Genomic DNA, 23,465 nt, shown 5'->3' on the forward strand with positions numbered 1-23,465 from the left:
TTCTAGAGCGGGCGTGAGGCCATGAGATTGGTGTAGAAGGGGATGACCTCATCGGGAGGGGCATCAGCGGCGACGTGATGATTATCGATGCATATCACGCGGTCGAAGTCTGAGAGAAAGTCCAGGTCGTGGGTTACCACAATCAGTTGCTGTTCGAGGCTTGCGAATTCGCGGCGAATGCGGTCGCGGTTACGTAAATCCAGCAATGTCGTGGGTTCATCGGCAATGATGACGGTGGGTTCCATGACGAGGACGGCAGCGAGGGCGAGCAGCTGCTTTTGCCCGCCCGACAGTGTGTGGGGAGATTGGTCAGACAGAGGGGTCAATCCAAAACGATCAAGTACAGCATCAACCCGCGCAGCTCGTTCCTCTTTGGATAACTTGAGCCTGCGCAGTGAAAAGTCCACGTCATCCCGTACATTTGGCATGACGATTTGGTTCTCTGCATCGGAGAAGACGAAGCCCACCTTGCGGCGAACGTTTTTGCCGTGCTTGGCGACGTCCACTCCGTCCACCAGCACAGTGCCTTCCGTAGGCTCCCCAAGGCCGTTGATGAGGCGAACGAGGGTAGATTTGCCGCCGCCATTGGCACCGATGATGCCGATACGCTGTTCGGTCAACGTCATCGAAACACTGTCAAGGACCTTCTTTTCGTCGAAGGAAACAGAGACGTTGTGAAAATCAACCTGAGGCACGGCGGCAGCTTAGTTCTGGGCTTGTAGCTGTGGTTTCTGAGCGCGGCGCCCCATGAGATCAGGGAAAGCGGCGTGGACACCGGCTGCAATGGCGACCACGATGGCTACCTTGATGAGGTCAGGGACGATGAATGGTCCCTGGGCCAGAATCGCGGCGCCAAAGGACATATCAGAGCGAACCATGAGACCGAGGCTGCCGCAGAGATATTGGATAGCAAGGCCAATGATGCCGGCGATAGCGAGCGTGACAATCATGCCGCCCTTATTCCGCGGTGCGCGGTAGGCGATGAGACCCGTGATGGCGGGGGCAATGATGTAGCCGACGAGGTATCCCACGGTGGGGCCGGCGATGGCACTGAGCGCGCTGCGGCCACCAGCCAAGATAGGAAGGCCTACCAGGCCGAGGGCCATAAAGAGGAGGCCAACGAAGAAGCCACGGCGACCGCCCAGGACGAGGCCGGCAAGAATAATGACGGCGTTCTGGATGACGATCGGCACGCCCGCGGTTGGGGTGGGGATAGACACAAACGCGAAAACGATGATGAGTGCGGTAAAGACCGCGACGTAGGCGATGTCGAGAGCGACAGAATTCTTTTTCATGGGCCAAAGTTTATCTAGTAGGAGAAGTTAGCAGCAAATGGACTGTTTTGAACACCGTTCAAGCTTGGCTTTTGGCCGACGAAACTACCCCATATGGGGTACTCTTCGGGCATGAATAAATTACGGGCAAGCAAGGCAGTGTGCGGCGGTGCTGTCATCGTTGCGGCTTCGGTGGTGATGTCGGGGTGTTCGCTTATCAACTCTGCAAACGTGATTGAGAATATCGATGCGGCTGCAGGCGTTGCCGACGGTGAAGTGGGAGAGGTCACGATGCCTGTCGGCGATATCTTCGATACCCAGTATCAGCGCGTGATTTTTATTTGCTCAGGTGCCACTGAATCCGATGTTGATGATGCGAGTGGCGGAACCTGGCAGGGAGGCTCTGATGAAGATGATGAGTGGTATCCGCCATCGCGTGGCACCGTGGAGATTTATCGCGACACTGAAGGCTCGGGATTTTCCAAGTATGTCACCTCTTTCGCTCCCGAAGACGATCTTGATGTGTGTCGAAACATGGGCGGTGTTGTTGCCGTGCTGCCGGCAAGCGAAGAAGTGACCTTTGTGCGCTCCGAACAGGATGGCCCCTGGGTGAAGCAATAAGTGTTCGACATGCCAGGGTGGAGAGTCGCAAATCGAACACTTGTGTGTGTATTGTGAGTGGGGAGTCCGCTAGGGGCGTTAGAGTACCGTCGTGGTGTGAAACAAAAGCGAAACCGCAATTGTTGACAGACCTGGGAACCGAAGCCTCTGTGCGGCAGTCTAAATTGGTGACTCCCGCGTCAGCGGCACGAAAACCACATTAAAAATCAGCTATCACACCAGTTATCGCTCATCGTAAAAACACTCGACAAAGTAGTGAGGAAATAAATGGCTACGAAGAAGAAGTCCTCGGCAGCAAGCAAGGGTGACGATCGTCAGAAAGCCCTTGACGCCGCAATGTCCATGATTGAAAAGGATTTCGGCAAGGGCGCTGTTATGCGCTTGGGCGACGATGACCGCCCGCCAATCCGGGCTATTTCTTCCGGTAACACTGCCATCGATATTGCCTTGGGTGTGGGAGGATTCCCGCGCGGACGCATCGTGGAAATTTACGGTCCTGAATCCTCTGGTAAGACTACGGTGGCTCTGCACGCTATTGCCTCGGCGCAAAAGGAAGGTGGAATCGCGGCTTTCATCGATGCTGAGCACGCCCTCGATCCTGAGTATGCACGTCTTCTGGGCGTGGATACTGACAACTTGTTGGTTTCCCAGCCGGATACGGGTGAACAGGCGTTGGAAATTGCAGACATGCTCGTGCGTTCCGGCGCTATTGACATCATCGTCATTGACTCCGTGGCGGCACTGACGCCGAAGGCGGAGATTGAAGGCGAGATGGGTGACAGCCATGTGGGCTTGCAGGCTCGCCTGATGTCCCAAGCACTGCGTAAGATGACCGGTGCACTGTACAACTCTGGGACGACCGCCATCTTCATTAACCAGCTGCGTGAGAAGATTGGTGTGATGTTCGGTTCGCCGGAGACCACCACCGGTGGTAAGGCGCTGAAATTCTACGCCTCCGTGCGCTGCGATATTCGCCGCATTCAGACTCTGAAGGATGGTCAGGATGCCATTGGTAACCGCACCAAACTGAAGATTGTGAAGAACAAGGTTTCTCCGCCGTTTAAGATTGCGGAATTCGACATCATGTATGGCGAAGGTATTTCACGCGAATCCTCCATCATTGATCTGGGCGTCGAGCACGGTTTCATCAAGAAGTCTGGTTCGTGGTTCACCTATGAAGGCGACCAACTGGGCCAAGGCAAGGAGAAGGCCCGCAACTTCCTGAAGGAGAACCCAGACTTGGCGGATGAGATTGAGAAGAAGATCTTCGTCAAGCTTGGCGTGGGGTCCGCTGCTGCTGAGGCTGGGGATGACGTAGCCATGGATGTTCCGGGCGCAGATGATCCGCTGACTGATGAGTCTGTCGGCTTGGTCCCGAACGTCGACTTCGACGACGACTAAGCCGCGTCGGAGATGGTCCAACCCTCACTGGAGAAGATAGAGAAGCTGCGCCAAGCACTCGAAGACTATGAATCGGGTGCTGCGGGCGGACAGCTCATTGATGTCGAGGCCGAGGAGGCAAAGGCCTCAGTGCGCTCCCGAGCACTACGGCTTCTTGACCAGCGGGCACGTTCGCGCGAAGAACTACGCGAACGCCTCCTTGCGGCAGAGTTCGAGCCGGATGTTATCGATGTCGTCCTTGATGATCTTGCGGGTGTGGGCCTTATTAATGACGAGAGCTTCGCACGCGAGTGGGTACGTCAACGGCATGTGCGTCGTGGCAAATCTGCACGCGCCTTGAACATGGAGCTCAAGGATAAAGGCGTCGATGCTGCTGACCGTGCGGTGGCTTTGGAACAAATCACCGAGGAATCGGAAGAAGCAACTGCCCGCAAGGTGGCGGAGAAGAAAGCGCGGACGATCAAGAAGGTGCCCGCGGACCGACATGAGCGTGAAAAGTTCCTCAGACGAATAGTGGGGACGCTGGCACGCCGCGGCTACAGCCACAGCCTGACGATGCGGATATCCATCGAGGCGTTGGATGCCCGCATCGCTGAACTGGCCTGAGCCGCACCCCGCTAACTGCTGTAGATCAACAGGTTTACTCGGCGGGGTTGCGGATTTCCGTGTAACCCTTCGAGTGCCAGTCCACGTTGACGTTGTCCTTGGTATCGAGGCCTTGGTCCGGCTGCTCAGGGACCTTCGCCACAATGTTTTTGCGGGCACGACCAGCGCGCAGCTGGCGCTCAATGCGCTCGGCCAGAAGGCTGAGCCCCCAGTTGATGAGAATCATGATGATGGCGACGACAACGAGCGAAGCTAGGTAGTTCTTGTTATAAGACGCCGATTGGATACCGGAGCGCACCACCTCGACGTAGCCAATCTGGTAGCCCAAGGCAGAGTCCTTGAGCGCGATGATCATCTGCGAAATCAATGCCGGCAGCATAGCGGCCACTGCCTGCGGGAGCAGGATGGTGAGCATGGTTTGATTGTGCGAAAGGCCTAGTGCGCGGGCAGCCTCCGTCTGGCCCTTGGGCAGGGACTTGATGCCCGAGCGAAGAATTTCTGCCACCACCGAGCCGTTGTACAGAGTCAGGGCAAAGACTACGGCGCTGAATGCTAGGTGCTTAGACGGCACGACGTCATAAATGGCAAAAAGCTGGTAGGCGAAAATCATGAGCAGCAGTACGGGAATGGCACGGAAGAATTCGACGACCACTCCGCACACAGTGCGGATGATGACGTTCTCACTCAACCGGCCGAGCCCGAAAATCACGCCGAAAATAATGGCGAAGACAATCGAGGCCACTGCGGAGAAGATAGTTCCCCGTAAGCCAGGGATGAGGTACGTCGTCCACGTCTGACTATTGAGAAACGGGGACCATAACTCGGACGCGAGCTGTCCACGCTCATGCAAGGTGGACAGCACCCAATAAAGAACCGCTGCAGAAAGTACGAAGGTGATGATGGTGTAGATGAGGTTGCGACGCTTGCCTTTGGGGCCAGGGGCGTCGTAAAGCACTGTTGCACGTACAGACATTATTTCTTCACCGCCAGACTCTCAGAAAGCTTGCCCAGTCCAAGTCCCATGGGCAGGGTCAGGAGGATAAAGCCGACCGCGAAGATAAAGAAGATGAGGAACAGCTGGCTGGCATGCATTTCAATCGTGGACTTCATGAGCAGTGACGCTTCGGCTACGCCAATCACTGAGGCGATAGTTGTGTTCTTAGTGAGTGCGATAAGCGTGTTGCCCAGTGGGACGATCGCTGCGCGGACCGCTTGTGGGAAAATGATGGTGCTGAACGTCTGTGTAAAGCTCAAGCCCAATGAACGAGCTGCCTCAGCCTGGCCAAAGTCCACGGTGTTGATGCCGGAGCGCAGCGACTCCGCTACGAAAGCCGAGGTATAGAGGATGAAGCCCAAGATGGCGAGGCGGAAGTTATTGTCCACAAGGAATGTCGCAGAATCCCTACTCGCCAGCGCTAAGCCCAGGTTTTGGTAAAGACCAAAAGAACAGAACAGAATAATGAGCGTGAGTGGGGTATTGCGTACCATTGTGATGTATGTAGTGGCAATCCACCGCAAGATGCTGACCGGGGAGACACGCATTGCGGTGAGAATGGTGCCTAGAATCATCGCGCCAATGGCGGACCAGAAAGTCAGTTGGATGGTGAGCCAAAAGGCCGGCCATAGATTAGGGCCAAGTGCAGCCCACATGGAGTCCATAAGATTCTCCTAGGAATACGTCTGCGCCGAGGAACAGAGTGGCCTCGGCGCAGACTACGGGAAAGGCGTAAGTGACTAGTGCTTAGGATTCGAGGAAGGAAAGGTCACCGATGGTGGCTTCGTCGATACCTTCGCCCTTGTCCAAATTCTTCGACACGAGCTTGTCGAATTCACCGGAGGAATGCAGCTCCTCCAACGCCTTATTGACGGCGTCGGTAGCTTCCTGGTCGTCCTTCTTCAGGCCGGCACCGTAGTATTCGTCAGTGAACGGCTTGCCGTCCTTTTCCAGCTCCACCACCTTGAACTTGCCCGGGTTCTGAGCCGCGTAACCATTGAGAATCGTGGCATCCGTCGTCATAGCGTCGACGTTGCCCTGGCTCAGAGCCTCCACACAGGATGAGTAGGTGTCGTACTCCTGCAGCTGAACGCTCGGGAGGGCTTCCTTGACCTTCTGGGCTGGGGTTGAGCCGGTCACCGAGCAGAGAATCTTGCCGTCGAGTCCATCCAGACCCGTGATATCCGAGTTGTCTTCCTGGGTAAGCAGTGCTTGGTGCGTAACGAGGTAAGGGCCTGCGAAGTTGACCTTTTCGGCGCGTGAGGCATTGATGGAATACGTGGCGGTGATGAGGTCGACCTCACCGTTCTCAATGAGCGTCTCACGCTGCGCAGACGGCGTCTCACGCCATTCGATCTCTGGCTCTTCCCAGCCATTGGCCTCGGCGATGTGGTTCACCACGTAGGTCGCGATATCTACATCGAGACCGGTCATGGAGCCATCGCCCTCGCGCAGGCCCAAACCTGGCTGGTCGAACTTAGTTCCGAGTGTGACGTTACCTGCCTCGATGTGTGCGAGCAGGCCTTCGCCGCCCTTGGCGGAATCAGCGGAATCGCCACCACAGGCAACGAGTAGCGAGCTCGAAGCAGCGAGAGCAGCAACGGTGGCGGTGACGCGGGTAAAGGTGCGGGACATGAGATTCTCCTTGAATAGAGTGAGATGGAAAGTTGTGTGGGGTAGTGGGGGTAGTGACGGTCAGTGCTGAAGAATCTTGCCGAGGAAGTCCTTGGCGCGATCCGACTGCGGGTTGGTGAAGAAAGATTCAGGGTCGGTATCTTCGACGATGCTTCCGTCCGCCATGAAGAGGATGCGGTCAGCAGCCCGGCGCGCGAAGCCCATTTCGTGGGTGACCACGACCATGGTCATTCCTTCTTTAGCGAGGTCAGTCATGACGTCGAGGACCTCATTGACCATTTCTGGGTCCAGCGCGGACGTAGGTTCGTCGAACAACATGACCTTGGGGCGCATTGCCAAAGCGCGTGCAATAGCCACGCGCTGCTGCTGGCCACCAGAGAGCTGAGCGGGGTATTTCTCTGCCTGATTGGCAATACCTACGCGCTCCAGCAGCTGCATGGCGAGGTCCTCAGCCTCCGATTTTTTCATCTTGCGAACCTTGATCGGCCCCAAGGTGACGTTGTCCTTAATGGTCTTGTGCGGGAAGAGGTTGAATTGCTGAAAGACCATGCCGACGTCAGCGCGCAGTTTGGCCAAGTCGCGGCCTTCTTCGGGGAGCTGGGTGCCGTCGATGGAGATGCTTCCTTCCTCGATGGTTTCGAGGCGGTTGATCGTGCGACAGAGCGTGGATTTTCCGGAACCGGAGGGACCGAGGACGACGACCACCTCTCCGCGGCCGATCTCCAAATTGATATTGCGGAGAGCGTGGTAATCGCCGAAGTATTTGTTGACTCCGGAGATTTCAATCATGGGGCGCCGTGTGTCAGGCATGCCACATCCCCTTAGTTAAAGTGAACTGGATCATAGGTAGAAGAATAGGGTGTGGAGATAGGGGATGGTGGTCCTTTAGGTAACGAATGCATAACGCTTGGGACTGTGCGAGGCATTAGGAGTAGCGGGACGTGGCCGTTAGAATGTCCCCACGTGAGCACCCCTGTAACTGAACACCAGCCCCGCACCTATGAGGTGCGCACCTTTGGCTGCCAGATGAACGTGCATGATTCTGAGCGTATTTCCGGCCTTCTTGAAGAGGCCGGCTACATCGCCGCACCTGCTGACGTTGAACCGGATCTCGTTGTTTTCAACACCTGCGCGGTGCGAGAAAACGCTGATAAGCGCTTGTACGGAACACTCGGCGCGTTGAAGAAGACCAAGGAAAACCACCCGGGTATGCAAATTGCCGTTGGTGGTTGCTTGGCACAGAAAGATAAGGACACGGTCCTCGATCACGCGCCCTGGGTGGATGCTGTATTCGGTACCCACAACATGGCGGCCCTGCCGACACTGCTGGAGCGCGCCCGTCACAATGATGAGGCCCAGGTGGAGATCGTTGACTCCCTCGAGGCCTTTCCCTCCGTACTGCCGGCCAAACGAGAGTCCGCCTATGCCGGCTGGGTTTCGGTATCAGTGGGCTGTAACAACACCTGTACCTTCTGCATCGTGCCTTCTCTGCGCGGCAAGGAAGAGGACCGCCGACCCGGCGATATCCTCGCTGAAGTCCAGGCGCTCGTGGACCAGGGTGTATCTGAAGTGACCTTGCTGGGCCAAAACGTCAATGCCTACGGTGTAAACTTCGCGGATCCGGACATGCCACGTGATCGTTTTGCTTTCTCCAAGCTGTTGCGTGAAGTGGGCAAGATTGAAGGCTTGGAGCGTCTGCGCTTTACCTCGCCGCATCCAGCGGAGTTCACCTCAGATGTTATTGATGCGATGGCAGAGACCCCGTCTGTGTGTCCACAGCTGCATATGCCGCTGCAATCAGGTTCGGACAAGGTACTGAAAGACATGCGCCGCTCCTACCGTACGAAGAAGTTCTTCGGCATCCTCGATGAGGTGCGCGAGAAGATGCCGCATGCGGCCATCACCACCGATATTATTGTGGGTTTCCCAGGGGAGACTGAAGAGGACTTCGAGGCCACCATGGATGTGGTGCGCCGCGCGCGTTTCGCCTCCGCCTTTACGTTCCAGTATTCGCCTCGCCCTGGTACCCCGGCAGCTGAGATGGAGGATCAGATCCCCAAGGAAGTTGTCCAAGAGCGATTCGAGCGCCTCGTCGCGCTGCAGGATTCCATTCAGGCGGAAGAGAATGCCAAGCTTGTGGGTACGGACGTTGAGCTGCTGGTCCAAGCCGAGGGCGGCCGCAAGAACGACGAAACGCACCGCATGTCTGGCCGTGCCCGCGATGGCCGCCTAGTGCACTTCGCGCCTGTCGACGCCACGGGGAAGGACATCTCCGACGAGATTCGCGCCGGTGATGTCGTCCACACCACAGTGACGGACTCTGGTTCCTTCTTCCTCGTCGCCGATTCCGGAGTAACCGAGCATCGCCGCACTACGGCTGGTGACATGTCCGCGGCTGGTCAAACGCCTACTACCGCACCGATTGGTGTGGGGTTGGGTCTGCCGGGCGTCGGCAAGCCTAGCGCCCCAGCCGCGTCAGCCGACGCGTGTGGTTGCTAGGGGAGAGTAGGCTCCACGTACATGAGTGATGACCTGAATGCCGTGCAGGACGCCGTTGCCGCTGAGCGCCGTGCTGCCAAGACTATCGAGCTCGGTGCTCACCGCTATGCGCTCATCGTTTCGGTGGTGTTGTGGATAGCGTATCTGCTCCTTCCGTATGCCGGCGAAGCTCATGGCTGGGAAGCACTCATGTTGGGAACAACCTCTGAGGGTGTCAAGATTTCGCTCGTGGAGGCAATCAGCGCATGGTTGGCATTGGTCGGCGTGGGAGTGCTCACGACCGCCACCATCGTGACGCGGCGCACCGCTCTGGCACTAGTGGCCTGGATGATGACCACGGTTTCCTTCTTCGCGAACCTCTGGGGCTTTTGGTACCGCGACAGCGCAGCGGACGGCGCCGGAATTGGCATGTACGTAGGCGCGCTATCCACGTTTATCGCCTTCATCGTCTACTGCCAGGTGGCGCTTCGCCGCAGCCCGGAGCAGCTCGCGGCAGCAGAACGGGTGCGCGAGGTTTCGGGACAATTGGATCATGTAGGTGTTCTGCAATCGGAGGCCGCAACAGATGTTCCGGCCGAAGAGAATCCGCTGCTCATCGATAACCGTCGCTCCCAAGCGGCCTCCCGCCACCGCCGTCAACAGGAAGACTCTGACGACAACTAAGGCGTGTGGAATAGCTGCTCGTCTTCCCTCGTTGTGGAAGGCATGGCTACGCTTTTTGAACCACTTGACCTTGGACGACTAACCCTGCCGAACCGCGTGACTATGGCGGCGCTGACTCGTTCGCGTGCTGGTCGTGATGGCGTCCCCACTCAGTTGCACGAGACCTATTACTCACAGCGTGCTTCTCTGGGTTTGATCGTGGCGGAAGGTGTTTTTCCTGCGGTGCGCTGCCGTACCTTCCCAGGTCAAGCGGGCATTGAAACTCCGGAACAGATCGCGGGTTGGCGTCGCGTAGCAGATGCTGTCCACGAGGCGGGCGGACGCATCTTCATGCAGGTCATGAACGGTGGGCGCCTATCCCATGCGAGCCTGCAGGATGGCGCTGAACCTGTCGCACCATCAGCGTTGGCCTCCGGCACTGCGGTGCGTGACTTTGAGTCTCGGAAGGAGTGCCCAGTGCCCCGAGCGCTCGACAGCTCTGAACTGCCGGGCATCGTCGAGCAATTCCGACACGCAGCGCGCAACGCTATTGACGCTGGACTGGACGGAGTGGAGATTCATGGCGCGAACGGCTATCTTCTCCACCAATTCCTTTCCCCAAACTCGAATCACCGCGAGGACGCCTACGGTGGCTCCCCGGAGAATCGCTACCGGCTCGTTAAGGAGATTGTGCGTGCAGTGGCAAAGGAGATTGGTGCAGACCGCGTTGCTCTCCGCCTCTCACCCCAGAACAACATTCAAGGTATCGAGGAACTGGACGCCGATGACGTACTCGCTACGTATGGCGGGCTTCTCGACGCCACCGCGGACCTCGGCCTAGCGTACGTGTCCTTCTTGCATGCGGACCCGACGGGCGAGCTCATCAGCGAACTCAGCTCACGTGCCCGCGCTAATGGGCGCACCCGCATCATCCTCAACTCGGGCTTTGGCCACGTGACCCAGCATGCGGAAGCTGAAACGCTCGTGCAGCATGGAGACGCTGTGGCCGTTGGCCGTTTGGTCATTTCTAACCCGGACCTCGTGCGTCGCTGGGAGGAGCAGCTGCCGGTTGCCGCACCGGACGAGTCCACGTTCTACACCGGCGGTGAGCGTGGTTATACCGACTATCCCTTCTACACGGTCAGCTCGTAGGCGCTGCTGGCAGAAATAGCGTGTGCGCCTAGCCGCGCATATAACGCATTCATGGCGGGATCGGCATCCGCGACGGAGCAATAGGCGCGGCGCACATCGGGCCAGTGCTGCGCTACCGCATGCTGAGCATGCTGTTTGGCACGCGTGGCGAGCCCGCGGCGACGGTGTTCGCGGTCAGTGACCGTGAGCGTCCACTCGCAGACCTCTGGGTCAGCGTCGCCATGCCGGGAAAGTTCCGTAAGGGCGACGACGCTGCCGTTCTCAATGAGCCCGACGAGCAGAGTGTGAGCACCGCGGGAGCGCAGCCGTGCATGCGCCTCAGCGAGGCGTTGGCGCGTCCAGACAATAGGTTCCACACTTAAGTCCCCAAAGATGGCATCGGTGGAGGCAACAGTGAGCAGCCGGAGGACGTCATCGAGAAACTCCTCTGGGATGTCATAGTCCGCCCACACCTGCGCGCCGAGCACTGGGGGAGTAGGCCTGATGTCGACATACAGCTGATGCTCGGCGTGCTTACGCTTAAAACCCAGCTCAAGGTAGGCCTGTGACATCGGATCGTAGGTATAGTCCGCATCCGGCGGGTACAGCATGCCCACCTGGGCGGTGCGGCGACCGAGCTGGCGGGTCAAGCGTAAGGCCTCCTGCGCTAGAGCGCGCGTTACCTCGAGGGCATCCGGATCCAGCTCTTCCCCGGGCAGGGGCAAGAGTTCCGCCGACAGCACACATTCGATATCGGCGTTCTCGGTTTCCTCCAGCAGCGGTAAGGAAATATGGATGAATCCATCAAAATCTATCTCCGGGCTGGGTTCCGCCGCGGAAATTACAGGAAGCCCGAGCTCACCTGCTTCACCCAGCGCCGAATCAGTCAACCCAAAAAGCAGTGTGCGGGACTCCGTCGAACCCTGGAGGCGTTGGAGTACGCGGCGCGGGGAGCCACTTGCGGCCGGATCACCGCTGGCTTCTTGGGCTGCAAGGTTCGCGTCAAAGACGAAACTTCGCAGACAATCCGCCGGTTCAGCATGGGCTGAGCCCGGAGGGGCGACAATCTGAACAAACACCTCAGTGGTGGTTGATCAAGGCGTTTACTTGTCGTTGACAGCAGCCGCGGCGGCGTCCGCGAACTCCTGCCACTGAGCGGCCTGGGCGCGAAGGTCCTCGGCCTTTTTAGTGTTGCCCTTTGCTTCCGCGGCGTCTGCCTGGGCAGTGAAGTCATCGACCTTGGACTGGAACTGGGCCACGCGGGCCTGGGCCTCCGGATCAGTGCGGCGCCACTCGGAGTCCTCGGCTTCGCTCACGCGCTTTTCCAGCGCAGAAATCTTGGCCTCGTATTCACGAACCTGGTTGCGCGGGACGAAACCAATCTCTTCCCACTTCTCCTGCAGCTCACGCAGCTTGGCCTTGGCCCCATCGATGGACTTAGACGGATCAATCTGGGAGTCATACTCCTCAATGAGTGCATCCTTGGCTGCGGCGTTCTCAGCGAATTGCTTATCGCGCTCGTCGTTGACTGCGTTGCGGGCATTGAAGAAGTAATCCTGGGCTGCGCGGAACTTGGCCCAGAGCTTATCGTCCACCTCGCGTGGAGCGCGGCCAGCTGCCTTCCACTCCGTCATCAGGTCACGGTACGCGCGGGCAGTCTCACCCCAGTTTGTGGATTCCTTGATAGCCTCGGCGCGCTCTACCAGTTCTTCCTTCTTAGCGCGGGCAGCGGCGCGGTTGCGGTCCAGCTCCGCAAAGTGAGAGCCGCGGCGGCGGTTGAACGAATCACGAGCGCGGGAGTACCGCTTCCACAGTGCATCATCGGTCTTCCGGTCGATGCCACGGATCTGCTTCCATTCCTCCAGAATGGCGCGGATGCGGTCACCGGCAGCCTTCCACTCGGTGGAGTTAGCGGCGATGTCCTCTGCCTCAGCGGCGAGCTTCTCCTTTTTCGCAATGGCTTCTTCGCGGCGACGGGCTTTATCAGCCTGTGCCTGCTCACCGGCCTCAACGGAGTGCTCGATAACGGCTGCGAGGCGCTTGTCCAGAGCAGCGATATCGCCAATGACGGCCTGAGTCGGGAGCGATTCGCGGAGTTCCGCAGCGGTGGTCTTGATAGAGGAAGCATCCCCCGGGTGGGTATTCAGACGCGACTCGAGCAGCTCAACCTCCGTAGACAGGTCGTCATAGCGTGCGCCGTAGTGAGCGAGTCCTTCCTCCGGAGTACCGGCTTGCCAGTCACCAATCTTGCGCTCGCCCTCAGGGGCGTTGACGTACACCGAGCCATCAGCATCGACGCGACCCCACTTGGCTGGGTCATTCTTCGGGGGCTGAGCGGGGCGTGCTGCCGGTGCGGAGGGCTTAGGGCCGGGGCGAGCGCCTTTGCGGGGCATTGCTCCAGGGCTGGGGATAGCGGACATGGTAGGAAACCACCTTCGGTACAATCGCGCCGCGCGACACGGCTGCCAGAACTTATGTGACACAACACTACCGTTTCCGCCGCGCAGCCGCGTGCTAACCCCACATTTGTGACCTTATAAGATGGGAGTTGATGCAGAATCTCATGATTATGCCGGCCTCACCGGCGCTAGCAGAAGAACTCTCACCGGGCGACGATGCTTCCCGTGCACTCCTGCGTGCCGCATGCGAGTTGGTTCGTGATGCCGCACGCGTGATTACTGGAGGCGCCACGCCACTGCAGGTAGACATCGTGGGCTCCCGCGATCCGCGCTGGCGCACTGAGCTACCGGGAAGCTTGCGCGCATGGGGTGCCCCACAAGTCAACGTCGGTGGCGGGCATTACCTCCCAGAGCTCATGGCTCGCTATGTCCTTACCCAGGCGCTAGGCACAGAGGGCTTTGAGGTCATGGACTCACGGTCCGATATTGAGGAAATCATGGAAGGGCGGCTGACGGTGGTATGCATCGACGGCTCTGCTGGATTGACCGACCGCGCCCCGCTTGCCTTGGTAGACGGCGCGCGCGATGCGCATTTGTGGTGTGAATCGGTCTTATCCGGAGCGGACGTTCACTGTGATGAGGAAAAACTGCGTTCAGCGGGAGTCCTGGAAACCGCCTTGTGGGCACAGCTGGCGACTGTGCACCCACACTATGCGGAGTTGCGGGCAGCCGATTCAACCCTCGGCGTTGGCCGCTATGTAGCGGGGTGGCAGCGCTGATGAACTCCTCTGCGCCAACCCCCATCGCGGTGGTGGGGCCCACGGCCTCCGGAAAGTCTGCGCTGGGTGTGTCCCTTGCCCATGAGCTGGAGGGTGAAGTCGTCAACGTGGATTCCATGCAGCTTTACCGTGGCATGGACATTGGCACAGCCAAGCTAAGCCTGGACGAACGTGAGGGGATTCCGCACCATCAACTTGATGTGTGGGAGGTGACGGACACCGCGTCCGTAGCCCGCTACCAGGCTGCTGCTATCGCTGATGTGGAGGACATTCTCTCCCGTGGGAAAACCCCGATCTTGGTGGGCGGTTCCATGCTGTACGTGCAGTCGCTGGTGGATAATTGGCAATTCCCGCCGACCGATCCTGCGGTTCGTGCTCGTTTTGAAGCACGCCGCCAAGAGATTGGTACGGATGCTCTGCATGCGGAGCTCGCCGAGATCGATCCTGCCGCAGCAGCAATCATCGAGGACAAAGACCCCCGTCGCACCGTGCGCGCCCTGGAAGTCATCGAGCTGACTGGCAAGCCGTTCAAAGCTAGCCAGCCACCCAAGAACGCTCCGCCGCGGTGGGGCACGCGCATCCTTGGGCTTCGCACGGATGCTGAATGGCTTAATCCCCGTATTGAACTGCGCAGTCGTCTCATGTTCGACAACGGTCTCATCGAGGAAGTTGAGAAGCTCCAGACTCAGGGCTTGGTTGCAGACTCCACAGCGGGGCGGGCCATCGGCTACGCCCAGGTCCTCGATGCTCAGCGCGGGGAGCTGACCTGGGACGAGGCCATTGAGCGCACCATCACCGGCACGCGGCGTTATGTGCGTAGGCAACGCGCCTGGTTCAACAGGGATAAGCGCATTTCTTGGTTGGATGCCGCCGGCGATACACGGGATCAAGCTTTGCGTGTCCTGGAGAGCCGTTAGACTCTACAAACATGAACTTTGCCAAGGGACACGGAACTGAGAACGACTTTGTCATTGTGGAAGGAACCCAGCCCCTTCCACCAGAGAAAGTCCAGGCGCTGTGCGATCGTCGCGCCGGCATCGGCGGCGATGGCGTGCTCCGCGTCATCCGCGCCGGAGAATTGCTGGAAGCTGGTGACATCGATGAGCTCGCGCCGGGCATTGATGCGCAGGACTGGTTTATGGATTACCGCAATGCCGATGGTTCAGTAGCAGAAATGTGTGGCAATGGTACTCGCGTCTTTGCCCACTGGGTGCGCTCCCGTGGGCTGGTGGACAAGGACACCTTCACGGTGGGTACTCGAGCAGGAGCCAAACGTGTGACCGTTCACTCTTTCACTGAGACCGATGCTGAGGTCAGTGTGGAGATGGGCCCGGCCACTGTGCTCGGTGTGTCCACCGCCTCGATGGCGGGGGAGAAGTTCGCGGGCCTGGGCGTGGATATGGGAAACCCGCATTTGGCTGCGGTTATCCCGGGGCTGAGCGCTGAGGCGTTGGCCCAAAGGACCCTTGAGCAGCCGCTGATCGATACTGAGTTCTTTCCGGTGGGAGTGAATGTTGAGATCGTGACTCCCTTGGAAGCAGGCACTGTTCACATGCGGGTATTCGAGCGCGGGGTCGGGGAGACCCGTTCCTGCGGTACCGGCACGGTGGCGGCTGCACGTGCCGCGCTTGCCGACGCCTCCCGGGCAACCGGCACCGTCCGTGTCATTGTCCCCGGTGGTGAGGTCACAGTGGAGATTACTGAGGACGGCTCCACACTCACTGGGCCATCGCGCATCGTGGCTACCGGAGAGACGTCGCTGTAGTTAAGACGGGGCGTCTATTTGTAATCTGTGCCCAGCGCCAAGGCAGCGCGGCGCGCGGCCAGCCAGGATTCCTTGAGTTCCGCCGCGCGTTCATCGGCCACCTTGAGCAAGGATTCCAGCTCGCTGGTTTCGACATCGGGGGCGTTAATCCGCGCATTGAGTCGGCGAAGGAAACGCTGCGCTCCATGCATCTCGTAGTGGAAGGCCTCGATGGAGGGGTTGGTGCAGTCAACGTCGACAAGCGCTGGGCGGTGCAGCGTGCGATCCGCCAACGCATCAGAGTCCTCGCTCGTGGCGAAGGTCGTGTAATCCTGGATGACGTCGGTGATGTCCTCGACCGTCAAGGCGATAGAGGCGCGTAGAGCTGATTGCTCTGAGGCATCCGGGCGGGCGCCGGCAATAAGCCACAGCGCGCCGCAGACAAGAATGGCGAGGATGACTCCCTGCAGCTTCAGCGTCACTACCAACACCACGGCCGTAACCGCGGCGAGGAGCAGGGCAAACCCGCGACGCTGAGATGCGGAAAAGTTCATGGCAACAACTTTACGGCATTAGTTCTCTCGGTGGTTTAGTGGCCGCCGCAGCCACAGCCGCCGGAACCGCAGCCACAACCGCCCTCGCCACCACAGCCGCCAGTCGGCATCGCAATCGACGCGGTCAGCATCGCCATGCCCGCCAACACAGAATCCTTGGCTGGCAGTTCACCAAAGCTCTCGGGGAGGCACAAGTCAAACGGGAACACACCATCCATGACCAAGTGCATAAAGCGCTGTCCGGTGAGCTGGTTGTGGCGCCACTCTGATTCCATGACTCGCGCAGCAAAGGTGCAGCCCGGGGTCGGAGCGGCAGCCCCCGAACCAGAAGCGACAATCTGTGCGCCCTCGGACTCAAAAGTAGCGGGGTAGGAGCCCTTCTCGGACTCATAAGCCTCGGTGCTGTCGAAGTGTGTGACGTCGAGACCCATTGCGGTGAGTTTAACCTGCTGCCACTGCTGCGTGTCTTCGTCGACAAGCAGCGGGCCCTGCGCTAGGTTCGCGGTGGCCTGCGCTAGGACGGTGCCAAAAGGATCGATGATGTCGAGGTAGGCAAGGACGTCATTGATCATGGAGACGTGCGCAAAGCCCTGGGTAACGGAGTCGAAACCGATGAAGGTGGCAAATGGCTCGACTGCGAGAATGTTGAGCTGGGCGCCGGAAGGATCCGCAAACTGGATAAGCTGCCCGCCCCGTACCTCGCCGGTCACAGCCAGCTGATTGGTGGAGATTGCTGCCTCTACGGCGTCCTGCCAGCGCTCGTAGTTCAGGCCAATGGCCTGCATCTCTGGGTGGATCTTCTCGTTGACAGTCATGGCCACTATTGTATCCGCCGCGTCGAGGAGTCAAAAATAGCCTTGAGAAGGTCAGTGACCTCTGCCTTCGCACTCACGCAATTCCCGTTTCAGCATGTCGACGTGCAAGAATAGGGAGCATATGACGAAACAGACCCATGATGAACTCCTCGCGCAGGCTTTTGGTGAGCCTGCCCCCGCGCCGCAGGATCCGACGATCGGTGACTTGGACCTTGCCGAGCGCAATGCCTTCCGCCGTGTGACGCGTGAGACCACCATCCGTGCCGAAGACACTACTGACGGCTACGAGGTGGAGTACCGAAAGCTCCGTCTGGAGCAAGTGATCCTCGTTGGTGTGTGGACCGAGGGAACCGTGGCCGAAGTGGAGGCCACGATGGCTGAGCTGGCGGCGCTGACGGAAACCGCTGGCGCCGAGGTGGTGGAGGCGCTCTACCAGAAACGTGAGAAGCCCGACCCAGGTACCTATATCGGCTCAGGCAAGGCCGCAGAGCTCAAAGATATTGTGGCCGCTACCGGCGCCGATACCGTCGTCTGCGATGGTGAGCTCACCCCCGGCCAGCTCTCTGCCCTCGAGCGTGCTCTCAACACCAAGGTCATTGACCGCACCATGCTCATTTTGGACATCTTCGCGCAGCATGCGAAGTCCAAGGAAGGCAAGGCGCAGGTCTCCCTGGCACAGTTGGAGTACCTCTACACGCACACGCGTGGTTGGGGTGGCAATCTTTCGCGCCAGGCAGGTGGCCGTGCCGGTTCCAACGGCGGTGTGGGCCTGCGTGGTCCTGGTGAAACCAAGATCGAGACGGACCGTCGCCGCATCCGTACCCAAATGGCGCTGCTGCGCAAAGAACTCAAGGCGATGAAAACCGCCCGTGAGGTCAAACGCGCGAAGCGGCAGCGCTCCACCGTGCCGCAAATCGCTATTGCCGGCTACACCAATGCTGGAAAGTCCTCCCTCATCAACGCGATGACGGGCGCAGGCGTGCTGGTTGAGGATGCCCTGTTCGCCACGCTGGATCCCACCACACGCCGAGCCGAGCTTGCCGACGGCCGCCAGGTCGTCTTCACCGACACCGTCGGCTTCGTGCGCCATTTGCCGACGCAGTTGGTGGAAGCCTTCAAGTCCACGCTGGAAGAAGTCCTCGCCGCAGATCTCATGCTGCACGTGGTCGATGGGTCTGACCCGTTCCCGCTCAAGCAGATTGAAGCGGTGAACCAAGTTATCTACGACATCGTGAAGGAAACCGGCGAGGAAGCCCCGCCGGAGATCATCGTTATCAACAAGATTGACCAGGCCGATCCACTCGTTCTGGCAGAGCTGCGCCACGTGCTCGATCGCGACAATGTGGTCTACGTGTCCGCAAAGACGGGCGAGGGCGTGGACGAGCTCACGGCACGCGTGGAGCTTTTCCTTAACTCCCGCGACGAACACGTGCAGCTGCTTATCCCCTTTACTCGCGGTGACGTGGTGGCCCGCCTCCACGCTGAAGGTACCGTGCGCAGCGAGGAGTACTCGGGAGAGGGCACGCTTGTCGACGTCCGCCTTCCAGCTTCCGTCGTCGCCGAGCTAGCCGAGTTCCGCGTGGAGGATTCCGCTTAGGATTCGGCGCTCGGGTGGGCCATAATAAAAGCTCGTGAGTATCTTTTCCTGGGACGTCCATGGGGACGGAAAAACTATTAAACCGGGTGCGGTTGTCGCGCCCGAAGAACGCTTGAGCTGGGGCCGCACCATTGGCATCGGTATGCAGCATGTCGTGGCCATGTTTGGCGCGACGCTGCTTGTGCCCACGCTGACCGGTTTCCCGGTCAACACCACACTGCTCTTCTCTGGTCTGGGAACGATTCTGTTCCTCATGATCACGCGCAACCGCTTGCCCTCCTACCTGGGCTCGTCCTTTGCGTTCATTGCACCACTGACCGCCTCGCAGCAGTATGGCATCGGTGCGCAGGCCGGTTCGGTTCTCGTGACCGGCCTGGTTCTCGTGCTCATCGGCTTCGCTGTGAAGGCCGCTGGCCGCAAGGTACTTGACGCAGTCATGCCACCTGCGGTCACCGGCGCCATCGTGGCACTCATCGGCCTAAACCTGGCGCCTAATGCGGCTTCCAACTTCTCTAGCCAGCCCCTCGTGGCCACCGTGACCCTGGCAGTCATCATCTTGGCTACTGTGGCCGGCCGCGGCATGGTCTCGCGCCTGTCTATCCTCATTGGCGTTGTTGTGGGGTGGGCTTTCGCGGCCGTCACCGGCAACCTGGGGGAGGGTGCCGTGGAATCTATTCGTGAGGCTGCTTGGATTGGCTTCCCGCAGTTCCATGCCCCAGAGTTCCATGTCTCTGCCATCCTGGCGGCGCTGCCGGTTCTCGTCGTCCTCATCGCTGAGAACGTCGGCCACGTCAAGGCCGTCTCCGAAATGACGAAGCGTGACCTCGATGATCTGGCCGGCGATGCCCTTATTGCTGACGGCCTCGCGACTTCCCTAGCTGGTGGCTTCGGTGGCTCCGGCACCACGACCTACGCTGAGAATATCGGTGTCATGGCTGCAACTCGTGTCTACTCCACGGCCGCCTATTGGGTCGCTGCTCTCACCGCTATTGCGCTGGCTTTCGTCCCGAAGTTTGGCGCGCTCATTTTCACCATCCCTACTGGCGTATTGGGTGGTGCCTGCCTGGTGCTCTACGGGCTCATCGGCATGCTCGGTGTGCGCATCTGGATGGACAACAAGGTCAACTTCAACAACCCTGTCAACCTCACTGCTGCGGCTGTGGCGCTCATTGCCGGCATTGGTAACCTCACTCTCGATGTTGCGCGGGGGTATCTAGTAACACCGTGGTGACTATCCAGTAACGGGATGGTGAGTATCGAGTAACACTTTGGGAGAAGATTCTTCTGACCGCGTGACAAAAGGGCTCGCGGCATAATCAGAGGAGTCCGATCGTGACTGATTACCGGGCCGTGATGGATCTTGTCTTACAAGGCTGGTCCGTCCGTCAAATCTGCTCGACTGTGCGTTGCTCGCATACCACAGTTCAAAAGGCCCGCCAGGCAATGGCGGCACACCAGATCGCAACCGATGAACAACTCGCCGGTATCACCGACGAAGAAATGGCCACATGGTTTGTTGATGGTCGAAGTCTTGCCCAAGGAGATTTCGTGCCCATCGACTTCGACGCGGTGGCTAAAGCACGCACCGGCCGAAACAAAGTCACTCTCCAAGTCTTGTGGGGTCGCTACACCACCCAACCTGCTCGTCCGTCTCAGCGTTACTACAGCTACGAGCGGTTCCGCCAGCTTGTCGCCGAACACGTTGATGCCACAGGACTTACCGCACGCATTACGCATATCCCGGCACACACTATGCAAGTCGACTGGGCCGGTACCACGATGCGGCTGTTTGACCCGATTGATGCCCGGGGTACAAAAGTCAGTATTTTCGTGGCGTCACTGCCATATTCGGGAATGCTGTTTGCCTGTGCTTGCCCGAACCAGCGGCAAGCGGCGTGGCTGTGGGCACATATCCAAGCGTTTGAATACTTCGGTGGCGTTGCTGAAGTCATTGTGCCTGATAATGCTTCGACAGCGTCACACGCAATTGGTGCTGCTGACCGCAACCGGCAGGTTAATTCCACCTACGAGGAATTCCTCGAGCATTACAACACTGCCGCGCTGCCTGCTCGTGCTCGGCGTCCGAAGGACAAGGCGAACGTGGAAGCGGCTGTCAAGATCATCACCCAAAAAGTCATCCATACCCTCCACGGGCATCAATGCGTTGGGCTTGATGAACTCAATGCACGCATCCGCAGCCTAGTTGACGATATCAATGACGCGGTCCCGTTTCGTGGCACCTACACCAGCAGAAGAATGCTCTTTAATGAGTTTGAACGTGATGTGCTTGGCCAACTTCCCACAACACCGTGGCAGCATACCGAATGGAAACGTGCGAAAGTCGCCCCCAACTTCCACATCACCGTCAATACTGCTCACTATTCGGTGCCCTACCAGCTCGTCGGCCGGACTGTCGATGTACGTATCACTGGCAACGAAGTTACTGTCTTTGACGCTGGGCAGCGTGTTGCCACCCACCGGCTTGCCCAAGCCCGGGGGATCTATGTCACTGACGTGGATCATATTCCTGCCAACATGGCTGATACCACAGGGCTGTGGACCAGTGACTACTTCTACCGTGAAGCGGCCAAGATCGGGCCAGCGACCCAGAAAGTCATCGCAGAACTCATCAGCGCAAAGGCAATCCCTGCCCAGGCGTATCAGTCGTGTCGAAACGTACTAAATATGGGCAAGCACGCCAACAAGGCGATTTTGGAACAAGCCTGTGCCCGCTTGATCGCACCTGATGGCGCAAGGAGGGCCGTGTCGTATACCGCGGTGAAAAACATGATGGCTGCGGTACGCAAAGACCAATCCACCCGCCCGACAGGCCATGATCTTGCGCCAACAACACCGCCTGAAACACCACCAGCAGTTCACGCACGTGATACCCGCGGCGCGTATCTGGGTGGGTCTGCCCAGTTCAGCATGGAAAACCTTAGGAAGAAAGGACCTTCGAAGTCATGACACAGCCACAACCAGCATCAGCATCAGCACGCTTTCTAGATGAATCGGTCCTGCCGATCTTTACCGATCTGCGAATGACGGCCTTCGGGCGAACCGTGATTGATATTGCCGCAGATCCTGTCTTCGACTCGTGGAGTTTTTCCGACAAGGTGCTCTACGCACTCGATAAAGAAGTCGCGGCCAAGCGTGAGAGACGAGTCAACAAATTACTCAAAGCATCCCGATCGCCAAATCTCGATGCATGTATCGAAGACATCACCTACGCGCCCAGCCGCAACCTCAACAAAGAGCAAATCACCAGACTCGCTCACTGCCAATGGTGTCAAAAAGCGCAAAGCATTGTCATCCTCGGCAAATCATCCGTCGGCAAAACCTACCTGGCCCAAGCACTGCTTACCGCCGCGTGCAGAAACGACTACTCCGCCCGTTTCTTCCGCACAGACACACTAGCCAACCAGCTAATGGTGCTACGCCATAATGACACAGCACGCATGGAGTTTCTTCAAGACCTGCACCTGGCAGACGTCCTCGTTCTTGACGACTTCCTAACAACCCCGATTGATGCTGCCACAGCACACCAGCTGCTCAATATTCTTGCCGAACGCGAACACCGGGGATCAACGATCGTGACCTCCCAGTTCACGCCCGATGAGTGGTACAAATCCATCCCGGACGCTGTCATCGCCGAGTCAATCCTGAATCGACTCGTCGTTGGCGCTGAGATCATCACACTGGAAGGACCCAACATGCGCCTAGAAGCCAACGCAGAATAGTTGCTCATAGTCAACGCCCGGGTGTTACTCAATACTCACCCGGGCGTTACTGCTTGCTCACCACGGCGTTACTAAATCCGTGGTCCTAACACTCTCGACGTTTTCGGTGTCACCTTGGAGGGCATCGCCTGGGGATCAGTAGGCATCATCGTGCTGTACCCAGTCATGAAGAAGCTCTACGAGTCCGTTGGTGAGGGGCAGCACGCCAAGTACTAGCCGTGCCCTGCGCTGCCTCCGTGGGACATTGCTTCCGAGGCAGGGGCGGGAGGGGAGTAAAGGCACCATTTGGAGCCGATTTCAGCTAAATCCCCAGGTGAATCCGTGCAGGAAACTGCATAAGGTGCTATTACTCTGGTACTTTCCACTGAGGCTTCAGCCTCGCAACGAAATCGTCGTTCAGCCAGACATCATCACTGCCGGGTCGAGCCTGTATGTAGTCAAGCAGCTCTCGCACCGTCTGCACATAGACCTCGTCTTCAGTATGAGTCGGCCACGTGACGTTTTCGGGATGGGTGAAATCTGCCTTTCCAATTGGATAGTCTCCAGCTAGCTGATCGGCCCAGAGGAGTGAGGCAACTCCGTGATGGAGCGTATCGGTATCGAGGTCGCTGCGGAACCGGGTCAACGCTCCCATGACTTCGTAGCCCAGAAAGGCCAATCCCTGTTCGCGTTCAGTCTCAATGGCCAGCACAGTATCGATGGCCAGCTTGTGCCTAATGAGCGCGACGACGGTGAATTTCGGTTCTTTCCACATGCCCTCGTGCCGGTAATGATTCTCGGAAGCGGTAAAGCTATCCAAGCGCGGGGCTAAGCATTCCGCAATCAGCGCCAGATTCAGCGCTTCGATGCCGAAGTCTGAGGGCGTTATGGGCTGGTCGGTCATATCTTTGACACTAACACAGCGGGTCACTTCATCGAGCGGCGATGAAAAAGATGCAGAGTCCGAGACGCCCTAGAAAGGCGAAACGAAAAGCTCCCGCTACCCTCAACTATGAGGGAAGCGGGAGCGAATGCTTTTAATCGGCGGGGCGCTG

The 23,465-nt window shown here is 58.6% G+C and carries 23 protein-coding genes and 2 pseudogenes; 14 read left to right on the forward strand and 11 right to left on the reverse strand.

Going from position 1 to position 23,465, the window contains the following annotated elements:
- Positions 1 to 2: 2 nt before the first annotated feature.
- Complete coding sequence (locus I6J72_RS03385) at positions 3 to 695, reverse strand: energy-coupling factor ABC transporter ATP-binding protein (protein ID WP_204099922.1); 693 nt, start codon at positions 693 to 695, stop codon at positions 3 to 5.
- A 9-nt stretch (positions 696 to 704) separates the two neighbouring features.
- On the reverse strand, positions 705 to 1,295 hold the full coding sequence (locus I6J72_RS03390; RefSeq protein WP_204099923.1) for a biotin transporter BioY: 591 nt from the start codon (positions 1,293 to 1,295) through the stop codon (positions 705 to 707).
- A gap of 111 nt (positions 1,296 to 1,406) precedes the next feature.
- Between I6J72_RS03390 and I6J72_RS03395 the strand changes: the two genes are divergently transcribed.
- The 3 genes from I6J72_RS03395 (at position 1,407) to recX (ending at position 3,902) form a co-directional block, all read left to right on the forward strand.
- A complete protein-coding gene (locus I6J72_RS03395; RefSeq protein ID WP_204099924.1) occupies positions 1,407 to 1,895 on the forward strand; it encodes a hypothetical protein in 489 nt (162 codons plus the stop codon).
- Positions 1,896 to 2,162: 267 nt separating this feature from the next.
- Positions 2,163 to 3,296, forward strand: a complete 1,134-nt coding sequence (gene recA, locus I6J72_RS03400; RefSeq protein ID WP_115022561.1) for a recombinase RecA — start codon at positions 2,163 to 2,165, stop codon at positions 3,294 to 3,296.
- A 12-nt stretch (positions 3,297 to 3,308) separates the two neighbouring features.
- Complete coding sequence (gene recX / locus I6J72_RS03405; RefSeq protein WP_204099925.1) at positions 3,309 to 3,902, forward strand: recombination regulator RecX; 594 nt, start codon at positions 3,309 to 3,311, stop codon at positions 3,900 to 3,902.
- A 34-nt stretch (positions 3,903 to 3,936) separates the two neighbouring features.
- On the opposite strand, the gene I6J72_RS03410 is transcribed toward recX, so the two are convergent.
- The 4 genes from I6J72_RS03410 to gluA all read right to left on the reverse strand — a co-directional run bounded on the left by I6J72_RS03410 (position 3,937) and on the right by gluA (position 7,320).
- Positions 3,937 to 4,875 (reverse strand): amino acid ABC transporter permease, encoded by a 939-nt coding sequence (locus I6J72_RS03410; RefSeq protein WP_070672156.1) that lies wholly within the window; start codon positions 4,873 to 4,875, stop codon positions 3,937 to 3,939.
- Complete coding sequence (gene gluC, locus I6J72_RS03415) at positions 4,875 to 5,561, reverse strand: glutamate ABC transporter permease GluC (RefSeq protein ID WP_204099926.1); 687 nt, start codon at positions 5,559 to 5,561, stop codon at positions 4,875 to 4,877. Before gluC ends, I6J72_RS03410 begins: the two co-directional genes overlap by 1 nt.
- Positions 5,562 to 5,643: 82 nt before the next feature.
- Positions 5,644 to 6,531 carry a glutamate ABC transporter substrate-binding protein gene (locus tag I6J72_RS03420; RefSeq protein WP_204099927.1) on the reverse strand — a complete coding sequence of 296 codons (888 nt, stop codon included), beginning with the start codon at positions 6,529 to 6,531 and terminating at the stop codon, positions 5,644 to 5,646.
- A 60-nt stretch (positions 6,532 to 6,591) separates the two neighbouring features.
- Positions 6,592 to 7,320 carry a glutamate ABC transporter ATP-binding protein GluA gene (gene gluA, locus I6J72_RS03425; RefSeq protein WP_204100414.1) on the reverse strand — a complete coding sequence of 243 codons (729 nt, stop codon included), beginning with the start codon at positions 7,318 to 7,320 and terminating at the stop codon, positions 6,592 to 6,594.
- Between the two features lie 237 nt (positions 7,321 to 7,557).
- Here gluA and miaB point away from each other — a divergent pair, with 237 nt between their 5' ends.
- From miaB to I6J72_RS03440, 3 genes are read left to right on the forward strand one after another with little or no spacing between them, the layout of a single operon-like run.
- Positions 7,558 to 9,030, forward strand: a complete 1,473-nt coding sequence (gene miaB, locus I6J72_RS03430; protein ID WP_239107558.1) for a tRNA (N6-isopentenyl adenosine(37)-C2)-methylthiotransferase MiaB — start codon at positions 7,558 to 7,560, stop codon at positions 9,028 to 9,030.
- Positions 9,031 to 9,051: 21 nt separating this feature from the next.
- The gene (locus I6J72_RS03435) at positions 9,052 to 9,693 is read left to right on the forward strand and encodes a hypothetical protein (RefSeq protein ID WP_070672151.1); all 642 of its coding nucleotides are present in this window, start codon (positions 9,052 to 9,054) and stop codon (positions 9,691 to 9,693) included.
- 42 nt (positions 9,694 to 9,735) lie between these two features.
- Entirely contained in the window at positions 9,736 to 10,824 is a 1,089-nt protein-coding gene (locus tag I6J72_RS03440) for an alkene reductase (RefSeq protein WP_204099929.1), read from the forward strand.
- On the opposite strand, the gene I6J72_RS03445 is transcribed toward I6J72_RS03440, so the two are convergent.
- Positions 10,806 to 11,882 carry a GNAT family N-acetyltransferase gene (locus tag I6J72_RS03445; RefSeq protein WP_204099930.1) on the reverse strand — a complete coding sequence of 359 codons (1,077 nt, stop codon included), beginning with the start codon at positions 11,880 to 11,882 and terminating at the stop codon, positions 10,806 to 10,808. The two genes, I6J72_RS03440 and I6J72_RS03445, sit on opposite strands and share 19 nt — an antisense overlap.
- A 24-nt stretch (positions 11,883 to 11,906) precedes the next feature.
- Complete coding sequence (locus I6J72_RS03450) at positions 11,907 to 13,223, reverse strand: DUF349 domain-containing protein (RefSeq protein WP_204099931.1); 1,317 nt, start codon at positions 13,221 to 13,223, stop codon at positions 11,907 to 11,909.
- Positions 13,224 to 13,354: 131 nt separating this feature from the next.
- Here I6J72_RS03450 and I6J72_RS03455 point away from each other — a divergent pair, with 131 nt between their 5' ends.
- From I6J72_RS03455 to dapF, 3 genes are read left to right on the forward strand one after another with little or no spacing between them, the layout of a single operon-like run.
- Positions 13,355 to 13,981, forward strand: a complete 627-nt coding sequence (locus I6J72_RS03455; RefSeq protein ID WP_115022539.1) for a hypothetical protein — start codon at positions 13,355 to 13,357, stop codon at positions 13,979 to 13,981.
- Complete coding sequence (miaA, locus tag I6J72_RS03460) at positions 13,981 to 14,898, forward strand: tRNA (adenosine(37)-N6)-dimethylallyltransferase MiaA (RefSeq protein WP_204099932.1); 918 nt, start codon at positions 13,981 to 13,983, stop codon at positions 14,896 to 14,898. The genes I6J72_RS03455 and miaA overlap by 1 nt, the downstream gene beginning before the upstream one ends.
- An 11-nt stretch (positions 14,899 to 14,909) precedes the next feature.
- Positions 14,910 to 15,746 (forward strand): diaminopimelate epimerase, encoded by an 837-nt coding sequence (gene dapF / locus I6J72_RS03465; protein WP_204099933.1) that lies wholly within the window; start codon positions 14,910 to 14,912, stop codon positions 15,744 to 15,746.
- 14 nt (positions 15,747 to 15,760) lie between these two features.
- Here dapF and I6J72_RS03470 read toward each other — a convergent pair whose 3' ends face one another.
- Both I6J72_RS03470 and I6J72_RS03475 read right to left on the reverse strand, forming a co-directional pair.
- A complete protein-coding gene (locus I6J72_RS03470) occupies positions 15,761 to 16,279 on the reverse strand; it encodes a hypothetical protein (protein WP_204099934.1) in 519 nt (172 codons plus the stop codon).
- A 35-nt stretch (positions 16,280 to 16,314) separates the two neighbouring features.
- Positions 16,315 to 17,094, reverse strand: a complete 780-nt coding sequence (locus I6J72_RS03475) for a hypothetical protein (RefSeq protein WP_204099935.1) — start codon at positions 17,092 to 17,094, stop codon at positions 16,315 to 16,317.
- A 121-nt stretch (positions 17,095 to 17,215) separates the two neighbouring features.
- Between I6J72_RS03475 and hflX the strand changes: the two genes are divergently transcribed.
- The 5 genes and pseudogenes from hflX to I6J72_RS03500 form a co-directional block, all read left to right on the forward strand.
- Positions 17,216 to 18,691 (forward strand): GTPase HflX, encoded by a 1,476-nt coding sequence (hflX, locus tag I6J72_RS03480; protein ID WP_204099936.1) that lies wholly within the window; start codon positions 17,216 to 17,218, stop codon positions 18,689 to 18,691.
- Positions 18,692 to 18,725: 34 nt separating this feature from the next.
- A pseudogene (locus I6J72_RS03485) lies at positions 18,726 to 19,892 on the forward strand (uracil-xanthine permease family protein); the annotation flags it as partial.
- Positions 19,893 to 20,023: 131 nt separating this feature from the next.
- Positions 20,024 to 21,658, forward strand: a complete 1,635-nt coding sequence (gene istA / locus I6J72_RS03490; protein WP_204098642.1) for an IS21 family transposase — start codon at positions 20,024 to 20,026, stop codon at positions 21,656 to 21,658.
- Positions 21,655 to 22,431 carry an ATP-binding protein gene (locus I6J72_RS03495; RefSeq protein ID WP_204098643.1) on the forward strand — a complete coding sequence of 259 codons (777 nt, stop codon included), beginning with the start codon at positions 21,655 to 21,657 and terminating at the stop codon, positions 22,429 to 22,431. The genes istA and I6J72_RS03495 overlap by 4 nt, the downstream gene beginning before the upstream one ends.
- 81 nt (positions 22,432 to 22,512) lie before the next feature.
- A pseudogene (locus I6J72_RS03500) lies at positions 22,513 to 22,647 on the forward strand (nitrate reductase); the annotation flags it as partial.
- Positions 22,648 to 22,777: 130 nt separating this feature from the next.
- On the opposite strand, the gene I6J72_RS03505 reads toward I6J72_RS03500, so the two are convergent.
- On the reverse strand, positions 22,778 to 23,314 hold the full coding sequence (locus I6J72_RS03505; protein ID WP_204099937.1) for a hypothetical protein: 537 nt from the start codon (positions 23,312 to 23,314) through the stop codon (positions 22,778 to 22,780).
- Between the last annotated feature and the right edge of the window lie 151 nt (positions 23,315 to 23,465).

The sequence above is a fragment of the Corynebacterium sp. FDAARGOS 1242 genome, from assembly GCF_016889985.1.
Classification (GTDB): domain Bacteria; phylum Actinomycetota; class Actinomycetes; order Mycobacteriales; family Mycobacteriaceae; genus Corynebacterium; species Corynebacterium minutissimum_B.

What these genes read in the sequence shown, in the direction of transcription:
- I6J72_RS03390 (WP_204099923.1), bottom strand. Translation starts at nt 1,295, where the DNA reads ATGAAAAAGAATTCTGTCGCTCTCGACATCGCCTACGTCGCGGTCTTT.
- I6J72_RS03395 (WP_204099924.1), top strand. Translation starts at nt 1,407, where the DNA reads ATGAATAAATTACGGGCAAGCAAGGCAGTGTGCGGCGGTGCTGTCATC.
- recA (WP_115022561.1), top strand. Translation starts at nt 2,163, where the DNA reads ATGGCTACGAAGAAGAAGTCCTCGGCAGCAAGCAAGGGTGACGATCGT.
- recX (WP_204099925.1), top strand. Translation starts at nt 3,309, where the DNA reads ATGGTCCAACCCTCACTGGAGAAGATAGAGAAGCTGCGCCAAGCACTC.
- I6J72_RS03410 (WP_070672156.1), bottom strand. Translation starts at nt 4,875, where the DNA reads ATGTCTGTACGTGCAACAGTGCTTTACGACGCCCCTGGCCCCAAAGGC.
- gluC (WP_204099926.1), bottom strand. Translation starts at nt 5,561, where the DNA reads ATGGACTCCATGTGGGCTGCACTTGGCCCTAATCTATGGCCGGCCTTT.
- I6J72_RS03420 (WP_204099927.1), bottom strand. Translation starts at nt 6,531, where the DNA reads ATGTCCCGCACCTTTACCCGCGTCACCGCCACCGTTGCTGCTCTCGCT.
- gluA (WP_204100414.1), bottom strand. Translation starts at nt 7,320, where the DNA reads ATGATTGAAATCTCCGGAGTCAACAAATACTTCGGCGATTACCACGCT.
- miaB (WP_239107558.1), top strand. Translation starts at nt 7,558, where the DNA reads ATGAACGTGCATGATTCTGAGCGTATTTCCGGCCTTCTTGAAGAGGCC.
- I6J72_RS03435 (WP_070672151.1), top strand. Translation starts at nt 9,052, where the DNA reads ATGAGTGATGACCTGAATGCCGTGCAGGACGCCGTTGCCGCTGAGCGC.
- I6J72_RS03440 (WP_204099929.1), top strand. Translation starts at nt 9,736, where the DNA reads ATGGCTACGCTTTTTGAACCACTTGACCTTGGACGACTAACCCTGCCG.
- I6J72_RS03450 (WP_204099931.1), bottom strand. Translation starts at nt 13,223, where the DNA reads ATGTCCGCTATCCCCAGCCCTGGAGCAATGCCCCGCAAAGGCGCTCGC.
- I6J72_RS03455 (WP_115022539.1), top strand. Translation starts at nt 13,355, where the DNA reads ATGCAGAATCTCATGATTATGCCGGCCTCACCGGCGCTAGCAGAAGAA.
- miaA (WP_204099932.1), top strand. Translation starts at nt 13,981, where the DNA reads ATGAACTCCTCTGCGCCAACCCCCATCGCGGTGGTGGGGCCCACGGCC.
- dapF (WP_204099933.1), top strand. Translation starts at nt 14,910, where the DNA reads ATGAACTTTGCCAAGGGACACGGAACTGAGAACGACTTTGTCATTGTG.
- I6J72_RS03470 (WP_204099934.1), bottom strand. Translation starts at nt 16,279, where the DNA reads ATGAACTTTTCCGCATCTCAGCGTCGCGGGTTTGCCCTGCTCCTCGCC.
- I6J72_RS03475 (WP_204099935.1), bottom strand. Translation starts at nt 17,094, where the DNA reads ATGACTGTCAACGAGAAGATCCACCCAGAGATGCAGGCCATTGGCCTG.
- hflX (WP_204099936.1), top strand. Translation starts at nt 17,216, where the DNA reads ATGACGAAACAGACCCATGATGAACTCCTCGCGCAGGCTTTTGGTGAG.
- I6J72_RS03495 (WP_204098643.1), top strand. Translation starts at nt 21,655, where the DNA reads ATGACACAGCCACAACCAGCATCAGCATCAGCACGCTTTCTAGATGAA.
- I6J72_RS03505 (WP_204099937.1), bottom strand. Translation starts at nt 23,314, where the DNA reads ATGACCGACCAGCCCATAACGCCCTCAGACTTCGGCATCGAAGCGCTG.